This window comes from Vibrio sp. 10N.222.49.A3 (assembly GCF_041475145.1).
GTDB lineage: Bacteria > Pseudomonadota > Gammaproteobacteria > Enterobacterales > Vibrionaceae > Vibrio > Vibrio tasmaniensis_A.
The window spans coordinates 21,793-40,933 of the sequence record NZ_JBFRVM010000011.1 but is presented as its reverse complement, the minus strand read 5'-3'; the positions used below and the strand labels follow the sequence as shown (position 1 = coordinate 40,933).

At 43.8% G+C, this 19,141-nt stretch carries 15 protein-coding genes; 6 read left to right on the top strand and 9 right to left on the bottom strand.

From position 1 onward, the window contains the following. Positions 1-5 precede the first annotated feature (5 nt). From plsX to yceD, 3 genes are read right to left on the bottom strand one after another with little or no spacing between them, the layout of a single operon-like run. Positions 6-1,031 carry a phosphate acyltransferase PlsX gene (gene plsX, locus AB4589_RS01170; protein ID WP_012603565.1) on the bottom strand — a complete coding sequence of 342 codons (1,026 nt, stop codon included), beginning with the start codon at positions 1,029-1,031 and terminating at the stop codon, positions 6-8. 9 nt (positions 1,032-1,040) lie between these two features. Then, the gene (gene rpmF, locus AB4589_RS01165) at positions 1,041-1,211 is read right to left on the bottom strand and encodes a 50S ribosomal protein L32 (RefSeq protein WP_004737376.1); all 171 of its coding nucleotides are present in this window, start codon (positions 1,209-1,211) and stop codon (positions 1,041-1,043) included. A gap of 44 nt (positions 1,212-1,255) precedes the next feature. Continuing rightward, positions 1,256-1,783, bottom strand: coding sequence for a 23S rRNA accumulation protein YceD (gene yceD / locus AB4589_RS01160; protein WP_004733994.1), 528 nt, complete (start codon positions 1,781-1,783; stop codon positions 1,256-1,258). Positions 1,784-1,932: 149 nt separating this feature from the next. Here yceD and AB4589_RS01155 point away from each other — a divergent pair, with 149 nt between their 5' ends. Then, the gene (locus tag AB4589_RS01155) at positions 1,933-2,514 is read left to right on the top strand and encodes a nucleoside triphosphate pyrophosphatase (protein WP_009848611.1); all 582 of its coding nucleotides are present in this window, start codon (positions 1,933-1,935) and stop codon (positions 2,512-2,514) included. 251 nt (positions 2,515-2,765) lie between these two features. Here the strand turns inward: AB4589_RS01155 and rluC are convergent, their stop codons facing one another. Further along, the gene (gene rluC, locus AB4589_RS01150; protein ID WP_017099038.1) at positions 2,766-3,710 is read right to left on the bottom strand and encodes a 23S rRNA pseudouridine(955/2504/2580) synthase RluC; all 945 of its coding nucleotides are present in this window, start codon (positions 3,708-3,710) and stop codon (positions 2,766-2,768) included. Between the two features lie 618 nt (positions 3,711-4,328). Here rluC and rne point away from each other — a divergent pair. Continuing rightward, positions 4,329-7,454, top strand: a complete 3,126-nt coding sequence (rne, locus tag AB4589_RS01145) for a ribonuclease E (protein ID WP_372099114.1) — start codon at positions 4,329-4,331, stop codon at positions 7,452-7,454. A gap of 261 nt (positions 7,455-7,715) precedes the next feature. Beyond that, positions 7,716-9,263 carry a SulP family inorganic anion transporter gene (locus AB4589_RS01140; RefSeq protein ID WP_009848614.1) on the top strand — a complete coding sequence of 516 codons (1,548 nt, stop codon included), beginning with the start codon at positions 7,716-7,718 and terminating at the stop codon, positions 9,261-9,263. Between the two features lie 110 nt (positions 9,264-9,373). On the opposite strand, the gene AB4589_RS01135 is transcribed toward AB4589_RS01140, so the two are convergent. Beyond that, a complete protein-coding gene (locus tag AB4589_RS01135) occupies positions 9,374-9,823 on the bottom strand; it encodes a low molecular weight protein-tyrosine-phosphatase (protein ID WP_017099041.1) in 450 nt (149 codons plus the stop codon). Positions 9,824-9,907: 84 nt separating this feature from the next. Between AB4589_RS01135 and cobO the strand changes: the two genes are divergently transcribed. Then, the gene (gene cobO / locus AB4589_RS01130) at positions 9,908-10,513 is read left to right on the top strand and encodes a cob(I)yrinic acid a,c-diamide adenosyltransferase (protein WP_029224060.1); all 606 of its coding nucleotides are present in this window, start codon (positions 9,908-9,910) and stop codon (positions 10,511-10,513) included. Between the two features lie 227 nt (positions 10,514-10,740). Here the strand turns inward: cobO and AB4589_RS01125 are convergent, their stop codons facing one another. From AB4589_RS01125 to apbC, 3 genes are all read right to left on the bottom strand, one after another. Beyond that, positions 10,741-12,903, bottom strand: coding sequence for an AsmA family protein (locus tag AB4589_RS01125; protein ID WP_372099113.1), 2,163 nt, complete (start codon positions 12,901-12,903; stop codon positions 10,741-10,743). Positions 12,904-13,009: 106 nt separating this feature from the next. Further along, positions 13,010-13,651 (bottom strand): uridine kinase, encoded by a 642-nt coding sequence (gene udk, locus AB4589_RS01120; protein ID WP_004734002.1) that lies wholly within the window; start codon positions 13,649-13,651, stop codon positions 13,010-13,012. Between the two features lie 256 nt (positions 13,652-13,907). Next, positions 13,908-14,984, bottom strand: a complete 1,077-nt coding sequence (gene apbC / locus AB4589_RS01115; protein ID WP_372099112.1) for an iron-sulfur cluster carrier protein ApbC — start codon at positions 14,982-14,984, stop codon at positions 13,908-13,910. Positions 14,985-15,142: 158 nt separating this feature from the next. Between apbC and metG the strand changes: the two genes are divergently transcribed. Together metG and AB4589_RS01105 are read left to right on the top strand one after the other, a co-directional pair. Further along, on the top strand, positions 15,143-17,203 hold the full coding sequence (gene metG / locus AB4589_RS01110) for a methionine--tRNA ligase (protein WP_017099464.1): 2,061 nt from the start codon (positions 15,143-15,145) through the stop codon (positions 17,201-17,203). A gap of 221 nt (positions 17,204-17,424) precedes the next feature. Further along, positions 17,425-17,904, top strand: coding sequence for a DUF1456 family protein (locus AB4589_RS01105; RefSeq protein ID WP_004734005.1), 480 nt, complete (start codon positions 17,425-17,427; stop codon positions 17,902-17,904). Positions 17,905-18,046: 142 nt separating this feature from the next. On the opposite strand, the gene fadR is transcribed toward AB4589_RS01105, so the two are convergent. Next, complete coding sequence (gene fadR, locus AB4589_RS01100; protein ID WP_009848622.1) at positions 18,047-18,886, bottom strand: fatty acid metabolism transcriptional regulator FadR; 840 nt, start codon at positions 18,884-18,886, stop codon at positions 18,047-18,049. Positions 18,887-19,141: the final 255 nt, after the last annotated feature.

Genomic DNA, 19,141 nt, shown 5'->3' with positions numbered 1-19,141 from the left:
GAAGACTAATAATGCCTCTCGAGTAAAACCGCTTCCAAACGATCGCTAATGCGACTGGGGACTTGTCGTTTGACCTCGTGTACTGCCTCACCAATCGCGTTGACGACTGCAGACACATCAGCACTTCCATGGCTTTTAATGACAATGCCGCGCAATCCTAACAAACTTGCGCCGTTATACTGGTCGGGGTTCAAGGTTTTTAATTCAGTAAATAGCTCAGAAAACAACATTCTGGCGATCCAACCCTTTATTGTTGAAGCCATCATGCGCGTTTTTAGCTTATCAATAAAGAGCTGAGCCGTACCTTCACACGTTTTTAAGCAGACATTGCCCACAAAACCATCACATACGACGACATCAGCAGCATCTTGAAGTAATTGATTACCTTCAATATAGCCTATGAAGTTCACAGACTGAGTATTCGACAACATTTCAGCGCATCGTTTTACAAGGTCATTGCCTTTGATTTCTTCAGCGCCGATATTCAAGATAGCGACACGAGGCACGCGACCTAAATGTTGTTCTGCTAATGCACTGCCCATTACGGCAAACTGAAACAGTGAATCCGCGTCACTAGAAACGTTCGCTCCTAAATCAAGCATCCATGTACGGTTGCCAGAAGCGGTAGGCAAAGCTGAAACCAATGCAGGCCTATCAATACCAGGAAGGAGTTTGAGTCGGAAACGAGATAACGCCATCAGTGCGCCGGTGTTGCCACCACTCACACAAGCATCAGCTTGTGACTCGGCAACCAGATCGATAGCAGCACGCATAGAGCTACCCTGACTGTTGCGTAGGGCCAGTGAAGGTTTTTCAGAATTGGAAATAACTCGATCACAATGCTGGATACTCAAACGAGAATCAGGCATTCGACCTAATGAAGATAATTGAGATGTGATCGCGTTTCGATCACCTATTAGAATGACTTTTAGCTCTGGGAAATACGACAGTGCCTGCACGGCGGCAGGCACTGTAACACGAGGACCGAAGTCCCCGCCCATTGCATCAAGCGCAACGGTTAGATTTTGCAAAGGTCAACCTTACTTGTTGATAACCTTTTTGCCGCGGTAGAAACCTTCGGCAGTCACGTTGTGACGTAGGTGAGTTTCACCTGAAGTTGCGTCTACAGAAAGTGCAGCTGTAGTTAGCGCATCGTGTGAACGACGCATGCCACGCATTGAACGTGATTTCTTGCTCTTTTGTACGGCCATTGACCCTACTCCTATGTAAATTCTTAAAGATACTTACTAATAAGTTACTTCTTTAAGTTTTTTAAAACATCAAATGGATTCGGCTTTTTATCTTCCTCAATTTCTTCAGGAAGTTCACCAAACACCAAGTTATTTGAGTTAACGCTACATTTCGCATCGTCGTGCATTGCTATTTGTGGCAATCCAAGGATGAACTCGTCTTCAACTAATTGAATCAGGTCTAACTCACCGTACTCGTTCAGATCTACCAAATCGTACTCTTCCGGTGCTTCCTCTTCACTTTTCTCGCTGTAAACAGGAGTATAAGTAAATTGGACATCGCACTCATGTGCGAAAACCTCATTACAACGTTGACACTCTAAATCGACTTCGACGTTAGCTTTACCAGAGATAACGACTAATCGTTGTTCATCAAGCCCAAATGACATTGAGACTTGCGCGTCACGTTTTACGCCTTCAGTTGTTTCGGTTAAACGCTTTAAAAGACTGACTTGAATGATACCATCCATATCGAGTCGTTTTTGAGCCGTTCTTGCCGGATCAACTGTACGCGGTATTTTTTCCTTTTGCATAGGGCGCGAATCTTATCTTCCAAATCGTGTTTAGTCAAAGGAAATGGCAAAAAAAATGTACTTTCCTACCTTTCCTGTTCAGAGCATTATGAATAGCAGGCTAAGTTACGTTATCCTGAACTAAATGCTTACACGAATTGTAAATTAAAATGAGAAATTACCAACTAGTTTTAGCTTCTACATCTCCATTTAGGCAAGAGATCCTCAAAAAACTACAGTTAGACTTTGTCACAGCGAAGCCTGACTGCGATGAAACGCCACTTCCAGAAGAGACTCCTCAACAATTGGTAATGCGTCTTGCTGAAACCAAAGCCAAGTCTTGTGCTGTCGAACAACCAAGCCTAGTGATTGGTTCCGATCAAGTATGTGTGATTGACGAAGAAATTATTGGCAAACCTCATACTCGTGAGAAAGCGATTGAGCAGTTGTCTCGTCAAAGTGGTAAGAGCATCACTTTCTATACTGGGATAACGGTATGGAACAGCGAGACCAGTAAAGCTGACACGCGTCTCGACACCTTTGTTGTGCATTTCCGCGATTTAACTGAGCAACAGATCATTTCTTATGTTGAGAAAGAGCAGCCTTATTACTGCGCGGGCAGTTTTATGTGCGAAGGGTTAGGTATTGCATTGTTTAAACAGATGGAAGGTAAAGACCCAAACACGCTGATCGGCTTACCTCTGATCGATTTAGTCGATATGCTTGAGGCACAAGGAATGAACGTGTTGTAAGCGATACTTACCACTCTGTTGGAGATTCCCTACTCCTTCCTTCGTCAGTCCAGGGAATGACGGAACGCGAATTTTATCTAATCCGCTAATGATATAGAACGTAACCTTAAAAAGTCGTCATCCTCAAGAGCGAGGAACGAGCGAGTTGGGGAGCTTCTGCAACATATGAAAACAAAAAAGGTTGACGATATTCGTCAACCTTTTCCATTTGATGCATATTATACTCAATTCACGAAAAATCTCGTATCTTCTTAAAGCTTACGTAAACCAGTTAAGGCTTTCTCTAGCCTTCTTTCCATTGGCGCCGAGATATCCATCTTCTCTTCGCTACCCGGGTGGGTAAACTTGATGTTGGCTGCATGTAAGAACAGACGATTCAGTCCTACTTTGCCCGTATAAGCATCGAAACGACGATCACCGTAACGATCATCCCAAGCTATTGGATGACCAGTATACTGAGCGTGCACACGGATTTGGTGTGTACGGCCTGTAATTGGGCTAGCTTGAATCAACGTCGCCTCTTGGAATTTCTCTAAAACCTTAAAGCGGGTTTCAGAAGCTTTACCATTCGGGTTCACTCGAACAATGCTATTCACTTCATTTTTTAACAAAGGTGCGTTGACGACTTTACAGCTGTTTTTCCATTCGCCCATCACTAAAGCGAAATAGTATTTTTGAACCGTTTTTTCACGGAACTGTGCTTGAAGGTGTCTTAGCGCCGAGCGCTTCTTAGCAACAAGCAAAATGCCAGACGTATCTCTATCAATACGGTGCACTAACTCAAGAAAACGAGCATCAGGGCGAAGAGCACGCAATGCTTCAATCGCGCCAAACTTCAAGCCGCTGCCACCATGAACCGCAGTACCTGATGGTTTATTGAGAATCAGCATGTGATCATCTTCATAGATGATGCACTGTTCCAATTCCGAAACCTTATTGAGTTTCGTACTCGGTACGTTCTCTTCCGTTTTCTCTTCAATAGTAACGGGAGGGATACGTACTAAGTCGCCAGCTTTTAGTTTGTACTCAGCCTTGATACGTTTCTTGTTAACGCGGACTTCGCCTTTACGCACGATTCGGTAAATCATGCTTTTCGGGATGTTTTTTAATTGGTTGCGTAAGAAGTTATCAATACGCTGACCAGCCATATCTTCGTCAATGTCGACAAATTGGACTTGGGTTCTAATTTCGCTCATTGGGTTATTGTATCACTGTCACTTTTGATAATTGAGATTTTCTTAACCCTATTCTGAACTTATTTATCTAAAATCCCTGCGACTCTATCCCTAAAAGGTCATTGAAGTTCTATATTTCTTTGATTCTCCGAACAAAAAAGCACCAAGCTTCCTGCAAATTAAAATATCAATTGATAAATTATTTATAGACAGTGAGTTAGAGCTATCAAAACCCAAACAAAAACTGTTTTTTTTACCGCATTACGACAAAGCAGATTGCTGTGTTTACCGACCACTGCTATAGTTCACAGCTGCTATCAATGGATTGACTAATATTTAAACAGCTAACCATTCATAAGCAAGTAAATGAGTAGATGACTCAGATTAGACAGTGCTGCAATCGGCGTAAGACACGGTCAACTGAGTTCCTTATCGCTCTACTCACGTACACTCATGTTGAGTATTCACCGCCACATCGCGGATCATAGGCTAACTCCCTATGATGACTGACGTGCCCCAGAGCATCCCTCTCCAGCCGGGAGGCTGCACCGATAAAGCCATGGGATCTGGCACCATGAGAAACGAACTAAAGCGATAAGACCAATGATGAAAATAAGAAAAGACAATGAGAATTTCTAAATGAAAAGAATGTTAATTAACGCAACTCAAAAAGAAGAGTTGCGTGTCGCTTTGGTTGATGGCCAGCGACTGTTCGATCTAGATATCGAAAGTCCAGGTCACGAATCAAAGAAAGCGAATATCTACAAAGGACGTATTACCCGTATTGAACCAAGCCTAGAAGCGGCATTTGTTGATTACGGCGCAGAACGTCACGGTTTCCTCCCTCTTAAAGAAATTGCCCGCGAATACTTCCCTGAAGGTTATACATACCAAGGCCGCCCTAGCATTAAAGAAGTGCTAAGAGAAGGACAAGAAGTAATCGTACAAGTTGAGAAAGAAGAACGTGGTAGCAAAGGCGCTGCACTGACAACTTTCATCTCTTTGGCGGGTAGTTACTTAGTTCTTATGCCAAATAACCCTCGCGCTGGCGGTATTTCTCGTCGTATCGAAGGTGATGAACGCACTCAACTGAAAGCAGCATTAAGCACTCTTGAGCTTCCTCAAGGTATGGGCTTAATTGTGCGTACAGCGGGTGTAGGCAAAAGTGCAGAAGAGCTAGAGTGGGACTTGAACGTTCTATTGAATCACTGGGGCGCTATCAAGCAAGCTTCTGATTCAAATGCAGCTCCTTTCCTTATTCACCAAGAAAGTAACGTTATCGTTCGTGCGATTCGTGACTATCTACGTCGTGATATTGGCGAGATTCTAATCGACAGCAATACTATTTTTGAACGTGCACAAGCGCACATTCAATTAATACGCCCAGATTTCATGAATCGCGTTAAGAAATACGATGGTGAAGTACCACTATTCAGCCATTACCAGATTGAAAGCCAGATCGAATCTGCTTTCCAACGTGAAGTTCGTCTTCCATCTGGTGGTTCTATCGTAATCGACCCAACAGAAGCTCTGACTTCTATCGATATCAACTCTGCTCGTGCAACAAAGGGCGGCGATATCGAAGAAACAGCACTTAACACTAACCTAGAAGCAGCCGATGAAATTGCACGTCAATTACGTCTACGTGACCTAGGTGGTCTTGTTGTTATCGACTTTATCGATATGACTCCGGTTCGCCACCAACGCGAAGTAGAAAGCCGTCTACGTGATGCCGTCCGTTTAGATCGCGCACGTGTTCAGATTGGTCGTATTTCTCGCTTTGGTCTTCTAGAGATGTCTCGTCAACGTTTGAGTCCATCACTAGCAGAAGCAAGCCACCACATTTGTCCTCGTTGTACAGGTACTGGTGTTGTTCGTGATAACGAATCTCTAGCACTATCTGTTCTACGTCTGATCGAAGAAGAAGCTCTAAAAGACAACACTGCGCAAGTTCTTGCTGTAGTCCCTGTTCCTATCGCTTCTTACCTATTGAACGAAAAACGTCGCTCAGTAAACCACATCGAGAAGAACCAAGAAGTTAAGATCACTGTAGTTCCTAACTCTGACATGGAAACACCGCACTTTGAGGTTATCCGTGTTCGTGAAGGTGAAGAGTTCGACCTACTGTCTTACTTGCTGCCTACCAAGCTAGAAGCTCTAAAAGAAGCAGAAAGCAAAGAGCCTGCAGAACAGACTATTCGTCCTAAGAAGATCGAAGAGCCAGCTCTTAAAGGCTTCGCAGCTCCTGCTCAATCAGCACCGACTCCAGCTCCAGCTCCTAAAGCTGTAGAAGAGAAAAAAGCTGAATCAGCAGCGACTCAAGAACCAGGTTTAGTTGGTCGTTTCTTCAAAGCTATCGGTAGCTTCTTATTTGGCTCTTCAACTCAAGAAGAGAAAAAAGAAGAAGAGAAGCAAGAAGAGAAGCCTAAGAACAATCGCAACAACGGCAACCGTCAACGCCGTGATCGTAACGATAACCGTCGTCGTAACCAACGTGGTGACCGTGGTGAACAACGTGGTGAGCGTGGTGACAATCGTAACGAAAACCGTGACAACAAACGCCGTCGTAAACCAGTTCGTGATGAGAAACCTGAAGAGCAGAAAGAAACTGCTCCACAGCAAAATCGCCAGCCTCGTAAGCCTAAGCAAGACCGTCGCAATAAGTCACGTGATGAGCAGAAGCAACGCGAAGAGCTAGCACCATCTAAATTAGCAGAAGAAGGTCTACAGCTAGCGGCAGAAGCTCAAGCTGATAAACTAGAAGCGCCTAAGGCTAAGCCAGAAGCGAAAGCAGCTAAGATTAAAGAGCGTCGTCAGCGTCGTAAACTGAACAAACAAGTTCGTATTAAAGACCAACAAGCTGAAGCTTCAGAAAACTCGTCAAATGAGTCTGCTGTTGCTAAAGAACAGTCTATTGCGAAAGAACAATCAGTAGCTCAAGAGCAAAAAGTTGCGGAACAAGTAGAAGCAACTCAAGTAAACGCTGATGAACAAACAGAACAGGAAGAGCCGAAGCAACGTCGCAACCGTCGTTCTCCACGTCACCTACGTGCAAGTGGTCAACGTCGTCGTCGCGGTCGTGATCGTCGTCCTAACCCATTCCGCCTACGTAAAGGTGGTGTAGCTTCTCCAGAGATGGCTATGGGTAAAGTGATGCCTCGCTTCATTCCAAAACCTCACCATAATCAGGCAAAACCTGAAGTGGCTGAAGTTCAAGTAGCAGTTGAAACTCAAGTTGCTGTACAGGAGCAAAACGTAGCTCAAGAGACGGCACCACAAAGTAACACAGCTATTGCTGGCGGCTTTGCATGTCCTGAACTTGCGATGGGTAAAGTCATTATCCGCCGTGAAGAAGCTGAAACTGTCGTTGAAACTCAGTTAACTGAAGCTCCTGCGGTAGTTGAAACTGAGAAAGTTGAAACTCCAGTGATTGCTGAAACTGCGAAAGTTGAATCGCCTGTTGTAGCAGAAGCTGTGCAAGTAGAAGCAACACCAGTTGTTGAAGCTGAAGCACCTAAAGCTGAAAGTGTAAAAGTAGAAGAAGCTCCTGTGGTAAAAGTAGAAGCTCCTAAAGCGGCACCAAAGGCAGCGGTTGCTAAAAAACAAGCAGGTTCACCAATGACTAAAGCTCCTGGTCCTCAAGAGATCAAAGAGATTCAAGTTGTTGCGGCTCCATTCCGTACTGAGCGTTTTGTATCGAAAGGTGCAGGTAGCCAAGCAGCGTCAAATAAAGCCGGCGCAGGCATGACTAAACCTCAATACTAATGAGCTTCGCAGAGTAATCTGCAGAGAACTATCTAAGGGCGACTTATTCATAAGTCGCCCTTTTTTTATATCCACAGTTCCGATTAGTTATAATAGATATATTACTCAAAATAGGGTTCAACCTTGAACTTAATCACATTTTTGGGTAGCATTCGCGCACTTATATTTTCGACACTTAGCTATTGCCGCTCTTTTTCATCACTGTTTGGCTACGCAATACATTCGTGTCGGTAAACCCATTTTAAGCATAGCTGAGCAAACATGTTCGAATTCCCACAATTTTCAAAGCACTCTGTAAAAAATGATGTGCTTTCAGGTCTTACCGTAGCCTTAGCTCTGGTACCTGAAGCCGTAGCATTCGCCTTTGTTGCAGGCGTTGACCCAATGGTTGGTCTTTACGCAGCATTCATCGTAGGTTTAATCACTTCTGTCTTCGGTGGTCGTCCAGGTATGATTTCTGGTGCAACTGGCGCAATGGCTGTTGTAATGGTTAGCCTAGTAGCAACCCATGGCGTTCAATACCTCTTTGCGGCAGTTATGCTAGCCGGCCTTCTGCAAATTGCAGCGGGTGTATTTAAGCTAGGTAAATTCATCCGTATCGTTCCGCACCCAGTAATGATTGGTTTCGTGAACGGTTTAGCGATCGTTATCTTCTTAGCGCAGCTTGGACAATTTAAAGCACCAGACGTAACAGGTGCCTTAACTTGGTTACCAAGCGGTCAAATGACACTAATGCTAGGTCTAGTAGCCCTTACAATGGCTATCATCCACTTCCTACCTAAGCTCACTACAGCAGTACCTTCTTCATTGGTAGCTATTGTTACAGTAACAGCTTTGGTTGTAGGCCTTGATCTTGAAACTCGCACTGTTGTTGATTTCCTACGTACTATGTCTGGTGACGAAGCAGCAACACTAGCGGGCTCTCTACCAACATTCTCTATTCCAGCAGTACCGTTTAGCCTAGAAACGCTATACATCATCCTGCCTTACGCAGTGATTCTTGCAGCGATTGGTCTAATCGAATCACTACTAACGCTAACCGTACTAGACGAAATGACAAACACTCGTGGACAATCTAACCGTGAATGTGTTGGTCAAGGTATGGCGAACGTGACGTGTTCAGTATTTGGCGCGATGGGTGGTTGTGCGATGATCGGTCAATCGATGATCAACGTAAACTCAGGTGGTCGTGGTCGTCTTTCAGGTATCGTAGCGGCAGTTGCACTACTGATGTTCATCCTGTTCGGCTCTGCACTGATTGAAATGATTCCTCTAGCAGCACTTGTGGGCGTTATGTTCATGGTTGTTATCGGTACGTTTGAATGGGCAACCTTCAAGTTGGCACGTCGCGTTCCTAAGCAAGACTTCTTCGTTATCGTCCTTGTAACTGTCGTTACAGTACTAACAGACCTTGCGGTAGCAGTTGGTGTGGGTGTTGTTGCTTCTGCACTAATGTTTGCATGGCAACATGCTAAGCACATCTACGCAGACACATCGGTTAACGCTGAAGGCTCTAAAGAGTACAAAGTTAACGGTCCAATCTTCTTTGGTTCAACCGCTAACTTCCTTGAGTTGTTTGACTCATACAACGATCCACAAGATGTTATCGTTGATTTCGCAAACTCACGCGTTACTGACCACTCTGCTATTGAAGCGATCGACACGATTGCTGACCGTTACGCGGCACTAGGTAAAACACTTCACCTTCGCCACCTAAGCCAAGACTGTGTTGCTATGCTGCACAAAGCCGGTAGCTTAGTTGAAGCGAACGTTGCAGAAGACCCAATCTACAAAGTAATGTCTAAGTAAGCTTAGTCATAGCTTAAAGCTAGATTTAGAAAGGCCGACATTCAATGTCGGCCTTTTTTATATCGATGAACCTTGATACTTTATCGCCCACCAAGAACACAGCCTCTACACTATATTGAACGCAGTATCGCTTCGCTCGACTCTTCGATTAAATCCAACACTAATTCAAAGCCATTCCCCTCACCATAATAAGGATCGGGAATTTCTTGATATTGTGACTCTCCAAAACTCAAAAATAACGCGAGCTTGTATTGGAGGTGAACTGGACACTGGCTCACTAAGTCATCTAAATTCGCCTTGTCTGCCGCAAGTATCAGGTCAAACTCTTCGAAGTCATTATCTACCACTTTACGAGAAGTAATCCCTTTAAAGCTGTAGCCTCGCTTCTCTCCTGCTGATTTTGAACGTGAGTCTGGCGCATTGCCTTGATGAAAGCCAATCGTCCCAGCGGAGTCGACCGTTACATTAATATCCATCTGCTGAGCTTTCTTTCTCAGCACCGCTTCACCTGTTGGCGAACGACAAATATTCCCCATACAAACCACGAGTATCTTTTTCATCCGTAATCACCTGTTCTTCCGATGGTTTTTGCTATCGTTAAGTTAGGCTATGATAGGCGTAATCACAACTTAAAAGGATTTGTTATGTCGACCGAAGACAACAAAGAACAACGCCACAAAGCAAGACAACAGAAAGTAAAAGAGCAAGTCGATGCACGTGTTGCAGCAGCGCAAGAAGTGAAAGGACTGTTATTGGTTATTACTGGCAACGGGAAAGGGAAATCGACATCAGGTTTCGGTACGATTACACGTGCAGTCGGTCACGGTAAGAAATGTGCCGTTGCTCAGTTTGTAAAGGGAACCTGGGATAACGGTGAAAAGAACGTTCTTCAAAAACTCGATGTAGAGTTCCAAGTGATGGGTACAGGCTTTACTTGGGAAACTCAAAATAAGGCGAAAGATATTGAAGCCGCACAGCGCGTATGGAAAGAGTGCCAACGCATGCTAGCTGATGAGTCGATTGATGTAATTCTGTTTGATGAGCTGACGTACATGGTGAGCTATGGCTACATTGAATTGGATGAAGTGGTAGAAGCTCTGAATAACCGCCCTAAAATGCAATCAGTGATCATCACAGGCCGTGGAGCGCATCGAACTTTAACGGACATGGCCGATACCGTGTCTGAAGTTCGTAACGTTAAACACGCTTTTGAATCTGGTGTTAAAGCTCTGCAAGGCGTTGACTGGTAATTGCATTCAACCAGAGATCCCCGACTCGGTCATTCTTCCCTCTCGAGGATGACGACCACTAGACTGTCACGCCCTTGAACAAGGCACTAATACCTATCGTCATTCCCTAATGCGAGGGGCGAGCTTCATAGGGAATCTCTCTTGGGTATTATCGGCAGCCAAACAAAAGCGCCATTCCTCGTAATAAGGAATGGCGCTATTTATATGCTATTTATTTAAAATGGCGATTAGTTAAACAAGCCTTTGAGTAAACCATTGACTGCATCTCTAGTTTTCTCATCTTTGATCTTGTCACCGTATTTTTCTTCAAGTTTCTTAATACCGCGATCAATCTCTTTTTCAGCTTTCTGTTTCAACACATCATCAAAAACAAGCCCAAATTTCGGGTCAGCCCACTGGCCGGTTACCTTAATTGGAATCGTCACATCTTTGAGATCATCAATGCTCTTACCACCCTGGCCTTCAAGCGAACCAACAATTGACGTGCGAACCAGGAAGTCGACCGTTTCATTGATGAAGTTTGCTTTACCTTGACCTGTCACGCGTAAAAGAGGCGACTGTGCCGATAAGTCGTTCGTTGAAACCCAACCTTTATCAACCTTGAGTGTTGCTTTCATTGCACTAAAATCTGTCTTTTGAGACTCATCTTTGCTTTCGACTTTTTCGCCTTTGATCTTAGCGTAGTTTTCTCTAATCAGTTGCGCGATGTTGATGCCATTAACCGCACCATCTTCAAAGTTAATCGCAATAGTACCTACCAAGTTCTTCTTGATTCCTGTTGGCGTCAAGCTCTTACCTTTAACGTTAACATCGATATTACCGGTACCTTCCAGCGTATCGTTGTTCGCTACGTCAACCAGTAACGGTTGTACTTTTACGCCTTTAATCTTTTTCTTAGCCGTGTAAGTCGCAGGCGTCTTGCGTGCATCTAATCGTGCTGTTGCCGAGATAGAGCCTTGGTAAAGATTCGAGGTAAACGATGTCAGATCTGCGATACCACGGTTAACTAAGAACGCAGTTTTCACGTTCTGCATTTTTGCGTTGTTCGCCTTGAACTTATCGATTGTGATATTACCTTTCACATCGAGCGTTTTCAGAGCTGACAGATCAGGTTCTACTTCTTTCGCAGGAGCCGAGTTATCTGAACTTGACGTCGAAGAAGCTGTAGTATTTGAAGTTGAGCCACCAGCAGAATCAGAAGGCGCAGCACTCGCTGTTTCTGATGTATTACCTAGGCCTAAAAACTCATCTAAATCGATGTTCGGGCTATGAAGAGAAAAACGAACCTTTGGTATTTCAGATAAAGTGATGTCCGCTTTACCGTCTAGTGCGATAGCGTTAGCTTGCAGCTTCTCTAGCACAAAGCTCAAGTGACTCTTAGTTAGATCAAAGCTTAAGTCAGACAGCATATCCACTTTCATTGGTGATTGAGGAAGCGTTTCACCTTTGAATGTTGAGTCTAATGTTAACTTGTTTAGTGTAACTTTTGAGATCGCGCTATCGACAGTTAAGTCACCGCCACCTTTAAGATCAAGGTCAAGACCAGCAGCATTACCAATCACCGCATAAGTCAATTGGTTAACCTTATCGAACTCAAACGTATTTAAGCCAATCTTCGCTGACTCGATCGACGTTGCTGGATCATTGAACTTCGCATTAAGGTCAATATTTCGTAATGCGTAGCTTGCAAAGCCTTCCGCTAATTTGAATTCAGCACTGCCATTTGCAGAGAACTTCTGTTGGTTGTTTTCACCAGAAGCCGCAAACGTCGCGGTCGTCCATGTATCAACGGCAAACTCAGAAAGACTCAAAGACACATCGTATAGCTTAGTGAATGAACCTGCTTGCTTGTCGTCCATCTCAAACAATGCGTTTGAGACAGTTACACCTGCAAGATTGATCGTCCAGCCAGATGTGTCTGTAGAAGTTTGCTCTTGAGGCGCCGGTGTTGCTTCAGAACTTGTATCCGCTGCAGGTTCAGACTCCTTAGGAGCAGACACTTGTGTGAGCGCATCGATGTTCTTGCGACCATCTTTAAGCGTTTCTAAATAAAATTCTGCACCATCTAGAGTGATATTGCCGATCTCTAGTTGATTGCTAAATAGCGGAGTAACCGAAACATCAACGCCAACCGTATCAACCTTAAACAGGTTTGGTTGAGTGAACCCTTCAGGGTTACGTAATTCAGTTTGACCAAGTTCGAAGCCAATAGATGGGAAGAATTGCCAACTGATATCACCCTCGATCACGAGCTCTAGGCCTGTGTGTTTTTGGGCTTGTTCGACAATTAATGGCTTAAATTGGTTGGGATTCACTAACAGCACTAGTGCCAGAGTTGCTGCAACGACAACAAACAGTGGTACAGCTATGAAAATGAGTAGTTTCTTCATCCGCATATTCCTTGCTTAGATTCCAAAAGAAAGTGGCACTATAAAAGTGCCACTGATTCGGTAAAAAATAAAGCTAAGTGAGTCACTTAGGCAAAATTTTATTCGATTAAGACTTCAACAACTTCGCAATATGCGCTTTTAGAACATCAATCGCAATACGGTTTTTACCACCACGAGGAACGATGATGTCTGCATGTTGTTTTGAAGGCTCGATAAACTGCATGAACATTGGGCGTACTGTTTCTTGGTATTGTTTAAGTACCGTATCCATTGTTCGACCACGCTCTTCTACATCACGCTTAACACGACGTAGTAGACAGATGTCCAACGGTGTATCCATAAATACGCTTGCGTGCATTAGTTTACGAAGACGCGGGTCTGTCAGAAGCAGAATACCTTCTAAAATGATCACTTTCTTAGGAGTAAGTGTAGTCGTTTCAGAAGTGCGTGTGTGCTCTGTGTAGCTGTATTCAGGAACTTCCACGGCATTGCCACTCATTAGCTGCTGTAGATGTTCGCATAAAAGGTCATGATCTAGTGCATTTGGGTGGTCGTAGTTAGTTTTAACTCGCTCTTCCATACTCAAGTGACTTTGGTCGCTGTAATAGCAATCTTCCGTGATAACACCAATTTGATGGTCGCCTACTTTTTCGCGCAGCTCATTATAAATCGTACTCGCGATCAGGCTTTTTCCTGAAGCTGAAGCGCCAGCGATACCTACGATGACACATTGATTATTATCAGACATTAATTTGCACCCGATATGGTTTGGTGGTGGGAAGAGATAAACCGCCTGATTATAGGGGCTAAAGCATATAGATTCTAGTCGCGATGTTAGCTAATTGCAGTCAAATTGATGATCTCAATACATTTACTTAAAACAATCGTTTGCTTTCAAATAACTTAAATACAACTATGTGCACAAGCCCTATGGCTATCCACTTAATCCAACCGTTGTTTATCTCACCCAAACATGATTTACACACCTTTGTGATCAGCCATTGCTATTCAACCATCGAGAAGTTAATCGCCTCTGGTCTCGCTTTTCCCGTCCAGAACATCTTCGCAGCCACATTCTCAGCAAGCTCTAAGTAATGACGCGTGTGTTCACTATCTGGACGACGTATAACGGTTGGGCAACCTGCATCAATATCTTCACGTACATCAATGTGCAGCGGGATTTGCGCTAAGATATCGAGGTAAAACTCTTCTGACATGGCTTCCGCGCCACCAGCGCCAAAGATATGCTCTTTCTCGCCACAGTGGCTACAGATATGGTAGCTCATGTTTTCCACTAAGCCTGCCACTGGCACGCTCACTTTATCAAACATCGCCACACCTTTACGCGCATCGGCTAATGCCAAATCTTGAGGGGTGGTCACCACAACCGCGCCCGTCACTGGGATCTGCTGCGAAAGCGTTAACTGAATATCACCCGTGCCCGGTGGCATGTCGATAACAAGGTAATCCAACTCTGGCCATACGGTTTCGTTAACAAGCTGACCTAATGCTTTCGCCGCCATTGGACCACGCCAGATAGCTGCATCATCTTTTGATACAAGGTAACCGATAGAATGCGTAAAAATGCCGTGCGCTTCGATTGGCATCATCCATTTGTTATTCTGTACTTCTGGTTTTGCGTCTAGCTGACCAAGCATCATAGGCACAGATGGACCGTAGATATCCGCATCCAACAAGCCCACTTTTGAACCTGACTTAGATAACGCAAGCGCAAGGTTTACAGAAGTAGTCGATTTACCCACCCCACCCTTTGCCGACGTCACGGCGATAATGTTCTTAACGCCCTTCAAAGGTGTCGCGACTGTTGTTTCTAGCGCAGACGGCTTCACTTGTACTTCAAACTGAAAAGCACTAACAAGTTGCTGTTCAATCTGGGAGTGGATCCACTGTTCCAGTTCAATTGCGAGCTGATTAGCAGCAAAGGGTAAAGTAATAATGAATGATCCACGCGGATCAACCGATACAATATTTTGGTGTAGCGCCCACTCTGGGATGAGAATTGGTGACTCGAACTCATTCAGACATGAACAGAAATCTTGCTTAGAAGTAAAGTTACGCATTGGGGCTCCTTTTTTTATTTATGCTATCACCCACGAGATGAAGACTGAACCCCTAAAAAACTAGGGGAATCCTTTGTCTGATAACTTGGCGTATCACACGTTATAAAGTAGTATTACCTCTCAAAATTTATACCTATCAAAAAAGCGAATTATTAAGTATGGCAACTGATCCAAGACAACTTTTGGTAACTTGTGCGCTTCCGTACGCTAACGGCTCTATTCACCTTGGTCATATGCTTGAGCATATCCAAGCTGATATCTGGGTTCGATACCAGCGTCTACGTGGCAACACTGTAAACTTCATCTGTGCTGACGATGCTCACGGCACGCCAATTATGCTTAAAGCTCAACAGATGGGTATCACGCCAGAAGAGATGATCGCTGCTGTTAGTGAAGAGCACCAAAAAGACTTCGCTGGCTTTGATATCAGCTTTGATAACTACCACAGCACACATAGTGAAGAGAACCGTGAACTGGCTTCTCACATCTATCTAGAACTTAAAAAGAACGGCTTCATTTCTAGCCGTACTATTTCTCAGCTTTTCGATCCTGAGAAAGAGATGTTCCTACCAGACCGCTTCGTAAAAGGTACTTGCCCTAAGTGTAAGTCAGAAGACCAGTATGGTGATAACTGTGATAACTGTGGTGAGACATACAGCCCAACTGAGCTAATTAGCCCTAAATCAGCGGTTTCTGGCGCAACTCCAGTAATGAAAGATTCTGAGCACTTCTTCTTCGATCTGCCTCAGTTCGAAAGCATGCTAAAAGAGTGGACTCGTTCTGGCTCTCTACAGAATGAAACTGCAAACAAAATGCAGGAATGGTTCGAGTCTGGCCTGCAACAGTGGGATATCTCACGTGATGCACCTTACTTCGGTTTCGAAATCCCAGGCGAGAAAAACAAATTTTTCTACGTTTGGCTAGACGCTCCTGTTGGCTACATGGCTTCTTTCAAGAACCTATGTGACAAGCGCGACGATCTCAACTTTGACGAATACTGGAAGAAAGACAGCACAACTGAGCTTTACCACTTCATCGGTAAAGACATCGTTTACTTCCACAGCCTATTCTGGCCTGCAATGCTTGAAGGCGCTGGTTTCCGTAAGCCAAACAACGTATTCGTACACGGCTACGTAACGGTGAACGGTGCGAAAATGTCTAAGTCGAAAGGCACATTCATCAAAGCAAGTACGTACTTAAATCACCTAGACCCTGAGTGTCTACGCTACTACTACGCTGCTAAGCTAAACAGCCGTATCGATGACCTTGACCTTAACCTTGAAGACTTCACTCAACGTGTAAACGCGGATGTAGTAAACAAGATTGTTAACCTAGCGTCTCGTAACGCTGGCTTCATCACGAAGCGTTTTGAAGGCAAACTTGCTGCTGAATTTGCAGAACCTGAGCTATACAACGAATTCGTTGCTGCTGCTGAGCGTATCGGTCAGCTATACGAAACTCGTGAGTTCAGCCGCGCTATCCGTGAAATTACTGCACTAGCTGATAAAGCTAACCAGTACATCGACGAAAAAGCACCTTGGGTTCTTGCAAAAGAAGAAGGTAAAGAGAAAGAGCTTCAAGAAGTTTCTTCTGTCGGTATTAACCTATTCCGCGTGCTAATGGCTTACCTTAAACCCGTTATGCCAGAGCTTGCGGCTCGCACTGAGGCTTTCCTAAACGAAGAGCTTACGTGGGAAGCGATTGCTACTCCGCTAACTGATCACGAAATCACTAAGTTCAAGGCGTTGTTTAGCCGTATTGATCCGAAGAAAGTAGAAGCAATGATCGAGTCTTCTAAAGAAGATGCAGCCGCAGAAGCCGCTGCGAAAGAAAAAGCAGAAGCTGAAAAAGAGCAAGCAAGCCAAACTGAGCTAGACAAAGAGCCAATCGCAGACGAGATTGAATTCGATGCCTTTGCAGCAGTCGATATGCGTATTGCTCGTATTATCTCATGTGAAGAAGTACCAAAAGCGAACAAGCTACTGAAGTTCCAACTGGACATCGGTGGTGAAACTCGCCAAGTATTCTCTGGTATCAAGTCAGCATACAAACCTGAAGAGCTAGAAGGCAAGCTAACTGTAATGGTAGCCAACCTAAAACCTCGTAAGATGAAGTTTGGTATGTCTGAAGGCATGATCTTAGCTGCTGGTCCTGGTGGCAGTGACTTGTGGATCCTTGAACCACACGAAGGTGCTCAACCTGGCATGCGTGTAATGTAGCTCTGGCTTCAGTCAGATAACAAGCACTCATAGCGAAATCCCTAATGCACTTTTAACTTGAATGAGTTGATAAGCATTGGGGATTTTTTATATCTACCGAAAATAAGCGTTCTCTGTTAGAGTCGCCGTCAACTATGCTATGTAGAGTAGAAATTTGTTTGCCGACAATAACGGGCTAACCAACACCTCTTTACTCTTCAAACCCTTTTTAGGAATCCCCAGTGACTAACAACGAAATCTTGCGTCGTATTCAACACGCGCTAAACCTTAAAAATGCACAGATCATTAAAGCTATCGAGCAAGCTGATGTGACCGTTGCTCATGACCAAGTGATTAATTGGCTAAAAGACGACAACGACAAGTCATGCTCTACGATGAAAGATAAAGAGTTAGCGGTATTCCTAAATGGTTTTATCAATCTTAAGCGTGGCAAAAAAGAAGGTGTTCAACCTAAACCTGAAGTTGCTCTGACTAACAACATGATTTTCATGAAGCTGCGTATTGCGTTGAACATGAAAGCAGAAGATGTATTAGATATATTAGAAGTGGTAGGCATCAGCCTAAGTAAGTACGAGATTGGTGCCTACTTCCGTAAGCCAGAGAACAAGAACTACAAAGTATGTGAAGACCAACTACTTTGCGATTTTCTAAATGGCGTGCAATTTACTAACCGTCCAGACTCAGAAGAGTTTGCAGGGTAAGTTACTGCCTATTGATACATTCTCACCAACTATCAATAAATAAAAAGCGGCGAGATAATTTGATTATCTCGCCGCTTTTTCGTTTTCTTTACGTCGTTTACTCAATAAGTAAAACAACCGAACAGTAGTTTAATGAAAAGACTTAGCTGTCGTCTTCAGTAAAGTTTGTCGGTAACGTTGTCTTCATCTCGTTCCAAATCTGTGCGCTTGCGATACCGTAGTTACGAATCACAAGTGGCAAATTTTCACGCTCACCGCTTTCACAAATAACAAACAAGTTTTTGTAGAACTCCATGGCTAAACGACGAGCTTCTGGGTTAGAGAAGTAGTAGCTACCAACACGGTCGTACAATTTACGAACACCATTAAAGATCAGGCCATAAATTTGGTTACCTGAATGGAATGCTAAACGTTGGAAAAGCATGTAATCGTAGAAGTTAAAAGTTTTAGCAATTAAGATCGTTTGACGCTTCGCTTCATCTTTTTCTACGTCTTCTTTCACCGATTGTTTGATCTTGTCAGCATATGGCGACGATTCTAAGAATTCATCCCATGTCGGTGCCGCAAGTAAAGATTCACAAGATTCAATCACGTTAGTAATCGTACGCTCTGAAGCCTCTTTATTTGCTTTGAATGCATAACGCATAAAGATAGGGCTGATATTAGTACGAGCAGCAAGCAGGTCTTCTACCATTTTACTTGCGTTATCAACGTCCAACGTCATTAATGTATCAAGGATATGAAGACCTGACGTTTCCATAAACTGATTAACTTTAGTTGGCTTACCGTGTTGGATTGTCAACCAACCATCACGAGCAAGACGCTGAAGTACTTCACGAAGCGTAGTACGTGTAACACCAATCAGCTCAGAAAGCTCACGCTCTGCGGGCAAGATAGAACCTGGAGCGAAACGGCCATTCCAAATACTTTCAATGATATACTTTTCTGCAAATCCTGCCGGGCTCTTTGCCTTAATGACCATCTACACTTCAATCCAATTTAATTATTTTATTCTAATTTACTCATCATACCACTAGTTAACACCCTGCGGAAATACCCCCAAAAAATTTTACTCACTCAAAACCCAAGTAGAGTTAAAACTCTAAAGTTCAGCACACGTTTTCACTCAAGGTTTGGATAGCAAGCGACTACAAACCATCATTTAAACAAACTATTAACACAACAAATTCTTTTTAAAATCAATGAGATTGGTCATATTTTCAAATCTATTAATTTG

Bases quoted from the DNA above. Each gene is read 5' to 3' on its own strand.
- udk (WP_004734002.1), bottom strand. From the start codon at position 13,651: ATGTCTGATAATAATCAATGTGTCATCGTAGGTATCGCTGGCGCTTCA.
- cobO (WP_029224060.1), top strand. From the start codon at position 9,908: ATGTCGACCGAAGACAACAAAGAACAACGCCACAAAGCAAGACAACAG.
- fadR (WP_009848622.1), bottom strand. From the start codon at position 18,886: ATGGTCATTAAGGCAAAGAGCCCGGCAGGATTTGCAGAAAAGTATATC.
- AB4589_RS01155 (WP_009848611.1), top strand. From the start codon at position 1,933: ATGAGAAATTACCAACTAGTTTTAGCTTCTACATCTCCATTTAGGCAA.
- rne (WP_372099114.1), top strand. From the start codon at position 4,329: ATGAAAAGAATGTTAATTAACGCAACTCAAAAAGAAGAGTTGCGTGTC.
- rluC (WP_017099038.1), bottom strand. From the start codon at position 3,710: ATGAGCGAAATTAGAACCCAAGTCCAATTTGTCGACATTGACGAAGAT.
- AB4589_RS01135 (WP_017099041.1), bottom strand. From the start codon at position 9,823: ATGAAAAAGATACTCGTGGTTTGTATGGGGAATATTTGTCGTTCGCCA.
- AB4589_RS01125 (WP_372099113.1), bottom strand. From the start codon at position 12,903: ATGAAGAAACTACTCATTTTCATAGCTGTACCACTGTTTGTTGTCGTT.
- apbC (WP_372099112.1), bottom strand. From the start codon at position 14,984: ATGCGTAACTTTACTTCTAAGCAAGATTTCTGTTCATGTCTGAATGAG.
- metG (WP_017099464.1), top strand. From the start codon at position 15,143: ATGGCAACTGATCCAAGACAACTTTTGGTAACTTGTGCGCTTCCGTAC.
- yceD (WP_004733994.1), bottom strand. From the start codon at position 1,783: ATGCAAAAGGAAAAAATACCGCGTACAGTTGATCCGGCAAGAACGGCT.
- AB4589_RS01140 (WP_009848614.1), top strand. From the start codon at position 7,716: ATGTTCGAATTCCCACAATTTTCAAAGCACTCTGTAAAAAATGATGTG.
- rpmF (WP_004737376.1), bottom strand. From the start codon at position 1,211: ATGGCCGTACAAAAGAGCAAGAAATCACGTTCAATGCGTGGCATGCGT.